Here is a 5,617-nt window from a genome sequence, read left to right on the forward strand (position 1 = left end):
TCGGTGGGGACGATCTCGGTCGCCCAGCTCGTGAGGTCATCCGAGCCGGCGCAGTAGTAGTCGGTGCCGGACGTTCCTTTCATGACGATCGTGGCGATCGAGCCGGACACCGAGATTGCGGTGATCTTGGGGTCCACAGGCAGGGCGGCGGGCTCCACCGACAGGGTGCCGCCGTTGTCGGTGATGTAGGCGCCGAGGCCGAGGTTGATCAGGTCCGTGCCGGTGTAGGCGCCCGTTGGCAGCGATGTTTCGCCAAACTTGGCCGAAGTCACCTTCACATCCACGCCGCTCTGCATCACGTAGTTGTGGTCGGCGTCCACCATTTCGAGGCCGAACGTCGCCGTGGTCACGCTGCCGGCGAACCAGAAATCCTGCTTGCCTTCGAGCTTGAGCAGTCCGGTGAAGCCGGAGAGATCGGTCCCGGCTGCAATGACCGCACCGCCGCCCGACTCCGGGTCGAGGCGCCGGTCGAAGATGCCGATCGAGATCAACGTTCCGGAGCCGGTGATCGCGTTGAAATCGAGTGTCGTGGCGCCGCCGCCTTCCGTGCCGACGTAGCCACCGCTGGTGGCGTCCACCGTGAGCGTGTTGCCGGCAAAGACATGTCCGTTCGAGTTGAGTCCGCCGCCGTTCAGGTAAACGTCCTGAAAGGTCAGGTTTGCTCCAGCTGCATACAACAAGCCGAGCGAGGGATGGTTGTCCCCGCCGTCGACCCGGCTCGTTGCGCCATGCCACGTGGTGTTCGTGAACCCGGCACGGAGATCCTGCTGGACCACCCAGGTGTCCGAATCGCCGGGGACGGGCAGGGCACTGGGATTCCCGCCCGAACCACTCGGGGTGGCGGCCCAATCCGCGGTGGAATCGTCGACCACGGTTGCGCCGCTGGTCGCCGCGGAATACCAGGTGTCCCCGCTGGTCGAGGTCCCCGCAACCTCGGATGAATCGCCGGTTTCGCCCTCCACGGTGGTGGCCGAGACCACATAGTAATAGGTGGTGCCGGCGGCGACTTCGGTGTCGGCATAACTTGTTTCCTGCCCGGCGTCGAAGGTGTCATCATAGGGTCCGCCCGGGACCGTCGAGCGTTTCACGGTATAGGCCGATGCCCCGGGAAAGGGCAGCCACGTCAGGGTCACCTTGTTCTTGCCGGGCTGGGCGGAGAGGTCGAGCACCGGAGTGGGGGTGTTGAAGGTGCCCATGACGCGGAGCGAGCGGTGCTGGATCGACAAGACCAGGGCGACGGCGGCCGAGGCGCTCAAGCGCGAGTAACGCTGGATATCCTGGTTGTTGTTGTCGCGGTTGGGCTGATAATAGAAGGTCCCATCCGGACAGTGGGCCAGCTCGAAGTACCAGGCATGCTCGTCCATGAGCTGGCGGAAGGCGGCGCTGTCGAAGGCGGCTCCGAGGGCGACCCAGCCGGCTCCGAGAAGCGGAGAGCCGTGGGTGTCGGGAAAGGTCTTGGGGTTGACCCCGATGCACTGTGCCGACCTGCGGGCGTAGGGTTCGAAGCCCCCGCCGGCCAGCGCGCTTGGAGCGACGGCATGCGCCACCACCGCGGCGCCGGTGCGGCCCACATCGGCGTATTGATTGTCGCCGCTGTTGATGTCGTTATACCAGACATAACCGATGTTGTTGGTGCCCTTCACCAGAAACTCGTGGGCCATGTTGTAACGGTCCTGATCGACATCGATCCCGCACTGCGCGATCAGGGACCAGGCCGCCATGGCCTGCGCGGTGATCATGCAGATCGGGCCATAGCCGCTCCCGGGGTTGGGATCGTGGCTCCATCCGCCAGTGCCATGGTTGCCGTCGCCTCTGAAGAAGGGACCCGGCAACTGGGCCTGACCCAGCCAGGTGTTGATCTCTTCGAGTTCCGGTAGTAACCATGCCCGTTCCTCGTCGAGGTCCGCTACGCCGAGTTCCTGCAGAGCCCATGCTTCGCCCTCGAACCGGTCGAGGGCCAGGTAGTACTCGGCCAGGCAGACGCCGTAGAGCCCGTACTCCCAGCATGGGTAAGAGCTGGTGTCATACCCGGTGGATGTCTGACCGGCGAAATACTGCATCGCGGCTTTCACGTTGGACAGATATTGCGAATATTTCGGCGGATCTCCGGGGTTCTCGCCCGGTTCGCTGAGGCTGGCGAGCATCGCCAAAACCGCATGGGCGTCGATGTAGTAACGCTCCGTCCACGAACCGTTGACCCGCTGCTGGCCGGCGAGGTAGGCAAGGAGTTCCTCGAGGATCAAATCGCTCTTCGGGCAGTCGAAGGGATAGGTCGGGGAGAAACCCCCGTAGTTCGTGGGCAATGTCAGGGTGACCGTCAGCGGCTGTCCTTCGCGCACGATGTCGAGGGTGAGTTGGCCGTTGCCTCCCTGGACGGCGTCGAGAGCGTTGCCGAGGTCCATCAGCGGCCCCTCGTAGCCGAACTTGTCCATCCCGTAACCGAACTTGTGCGGCGTGGTGAACAGGGCACCATTGGCTCCGATGATGCGGTCCCCCACCGCGAGCTGCCCATCCGCCGGGGTGCCGGCGAAGATGTAGGCCACTTCGATTTCGGTGGGCGAATCGACCCACATGCGCCCGCGCGCGCCGGTGATGCCCAGGTTGAGAAACCACCTGCCGCGATGCGGGCTCTCGGAATACCCCTGCCCGGTCACCGTGTCCGGACCGCTGTTGATCGCGGGCACGTCATAGAAACCCTCATCCTCCGTCAGGGCATGGCTCCATCCGGAATGGAGGAGAAAGGTTGCCAGGATGAGCGGGACGTGGGAGATGGGCTGCAGCTTCATCTGGGTTATCGTTCCTGTCTTGTCTTGTGCTGTTGTTGTCGGTCTTCCAGCTGACTGGTCATCCCCTCGCCCATGGCCTTGCCGATCAGGAAGTAGCTCTCGGCGTTGAAGTTCCAGTGGAACCCCTGGTCGTTCGGCGACACCGAGGCATCGCGCCAGAACGGGCGGGTGTCGGTGGTGAAGACGCTGCCCTTGAACTCCGGGTGCTTGGCCGGGTCGGCCACCGCCAGTTGGGCCGATTCCACCGGATGGTATTCCGGTGCCGCCTGCATTCCGGTGGTGGCGATCGAGACCGGCAGCTCGGGGTTGCCGAACTCGATGCGCAGGTCGTTGATCAGGTCGACCAGGTTCGCCTCATACTCCGCATTGAGCGGCGGCAGTTTGTCGTTCCACCCTTGGTGCCAGCCGATGCCGACAATCCGGTAGCCGCGGCCGGCCCACTCGGGGAACTCGCTGCCGAGGTTGCCCAGCACGGCACGGACCTGGTCGAGCATGCCGGTGTAGTACGGCCCGATGGTGTTCCCGCGCTTGGCCACCGCGCTTGGCGGGCGGAACTGGTCGCCCAGGCTTCTGCCGCCCCAGCAGCTCTTGATGAGCAGAACCGGATCCTCGAAGTGATCGCCGACGATCCAGCCGAAGCCATACTCGGGCCCGATCTTCGCGCTGTCAGTGCCAAAGCCGACGCCCAGGTCGCCCTTGATGACACTGGGACCGGAACCCGGTTCGCTGCGGTCCCACCAGACCTTGACATCGCTGCGGGTCTTCCAGGCGCTGGTGGCGGGGTGGGCGGGCTCGGCGAGCAGTTTGCCGTAGTCGGCAGCGTCGGTGACCGCGAGGTGGCGTAGGCTGCCGATGGCGCCGTCGACCCCGCCGTGTCCCTTTTCGCTTTCCCCGTAGCCCACCATGTTCGACTGGCCGGCAAGGATGAAGACCTTGACGCCGTGCGGGTCGTTGTCCCAGGTCTTGAAAGTGCCCGCGGTGGCGGCAGCGAGCGGGCGCCCCGCGAGGTCGGTGAGGTCGTTGACCTTCACCGAGAAGGCGGTGGCGAGATCGAGCGGCGCGGTGGTGGTCAGGGTGACGGTCCTGCCGTCGCCACTGATGGCCGCGGCGCTCAGCGGAACCGGGCCGCCGCCGTCCCTCGCCACCGGGAAGTTCGCCGGGTCGATCGCCGGGCCGGGTGCCAGCGGCAGGGAAAACACCAGCTTGATGGTGCGGGCGCTGCCCCACAGATCGACCAGCACCGGATCGGAACCGAAGCGCGGGGGCGGATTCGCGGGCAGCTTCCGATTGCCGGCCTCGACCAGTTGGACGGCATTGTGTGCCGCGGTGCGGGAGTCGAGATTGTCGACGGTGTACTCGAGCCGTCCCGCGGCGTCCGCATTTGCGGGCAGGGCAACGTAATTTCCGGGGGTGCCGAACTCACCCTCCGGCAGCAACCCTCGCGTGCTTCCCGAGGCGCCGCCGTTGGCCGTGGCGAGGGTGAAGGTCGCGGTCTGGTCTGGCGTGTCCCCGCGGCCGACCAGATAGAGGTGGTAGCGGGCGTTGGGAGTCAGCCCCTCGAAGACGACCGTCGCCATGTGGTCGCGCATCCCATTCGGGTTGTCGTCGAGGAAATTGTAATCCGCCCACCGCTGCGTGCTGCCGGCGCCGAATCCGAACGGGGCAACGAAGCCCGTCACCGTGACGGAGACGGACGTGGGTTGGCCTTTCGAGTCCCGCAGATCGGCGAGCTTGCCGTTCGCCTCCTTGAACTCGTTCCATGCCGTTCCCCCGGCCTCACCGGCCGGACCCTCCCCGGAGTAAAGGCCGGCTCCGCCGAAATCGACATTGATGCCGGCCAAGGCCGGGGCCGGGGAAACCGCGGCGGCCGCGGCCAGGCGCAACACCGCGAGAAGCTTCGTTGCGATGGACGTGCCGGCGCCCGTCTCCCGTCGGTGTGCATTCCGAATCACTGCGAAACACTGGCACATCTCCACCGCGGCACCAAACCGGTTCACTTCCTGATGCGCGGCAAACTTTTACGCGCAAACGACAGCGCGCAGCGCAGGCCGGTTATCCTAAAAACCACGAATGGACACCAAGGGACACGAATAAAAAACTGCAAATCCGAGCTTTATGCAAAGGGCTTCACTCACCCGTAGGATGATTCGGGCTTTCGTCACAACCCCTTGAAAATTCGTGCCTATTCGTGTCGATTCGTGGTTCCATTTTCCTTTCAAGGGTTATGCGGACCGGCTATCCATGTTCGCGCGTGGCAGCCAGACTGCCGTTTCGTTGGTGCCGCGGTGGCAACGGTAACAGCCGGCAGTTGCAAGATCATAAATACCGGAGCAGGTACAAGGAACAACTGGATCAATGACCGATGTGCTCAGCGCTCGCCCCCGAAAGAACGGTTCCCGGATCGGCCTTGAAGATCCAGGCGCGTTCGGTCGAGGGGGCGAAGTTGGCATCGTGGCCGCCGAAGTAGACGGCGCCCCGTTCACTCGGAAACGGCGATTGCGCGTAGGTGCGCGGGGCGACCAGCACGGGTTTCGAGGGATCCCACCTGCCGTTGATCAGATGGGTGGTGTAGGTGTCCGGATCGTGGCGGATGCTGTAGAGGGCGCGCCAGAATGCCATGCCTTGCTCCGCCGCCCCATCACGGAACCGGATCGACGTCCTGTATCCGCAGGAAGTAAATCGGACCGAGGCCGGAGATGTCGACGGAGAAGGTCAGGTCGCCGGCGGCGTTGGTCTGGAACGGGCTGCCGCCGGTGTCGGTGGGGACGATCTCGGTCGCCCAGCTCGTGAGGTCATCCGAGCCGGCGCAGTAGTAGTCGGTGCCGGACGTT

Annotated in this window: 4 protein-coding genes; all 4 read right to left on the reverse strand. The window is 64.8% G+C overall.

Annotation, left to right across the window (positions count from 1 at the left end):
* Positions 1 to 2,786, reverse strand: a 2,786-nt coding sequence (locus ACG2LG_RS23470) for a DUF6288 domain-containing protein (RefSeq protein ID WP_396263252.1), incomplete at its 3' end; no start/stop codon positions are given.
* Positions 2,787 to 2,791: 5 nt separating this feature from the next.
* A complete protein-coding gene (locus tag ACG2LG_RS23475; protein WP_396263253.1) occupies positions 2,792 to 4,672 on the reverse strand; it encodes a sialate O-acetylesterase in 1,881 nt (626 codons plus the stop codon).
* Positions 4,673 to 5,138: 466 nt separating this feature from the next.
* Positions 5,139 to 5,405 carry a hypothetical protein gene (locus ACG2LG_RS23480; RefSeq protein WP_396263256.1) on the reverse strand — a complete coding sequence of 89 codons (267 nt, stop codon included), beginning with the start codon at positions 5,403 to 5,405 and terminating at the stop codon, positions 5,139 to 5,141.
* Between the two features lie 19 nt (positions 5,406 to 5,424).
* Positions 5,425 to 5,617, reverse strand: a 193-nt coding sequence (locus tag ACG2LG_RS23485) for a hypothetical protein (protein ID WP_396263258.1), incomplete at its 5' end; no start/stop codon positions are given.

The sequence above is a fragment of the Haloferula sp. A504 genome, assembly GCF_044385805.1.
Taxonomy (GTDB): domain Bacteria; phylum Verrucomicrobiota; class Verrucomicrobiia; order Verrucomicrobiales; family Akkermansiaceae; genus Haloferula.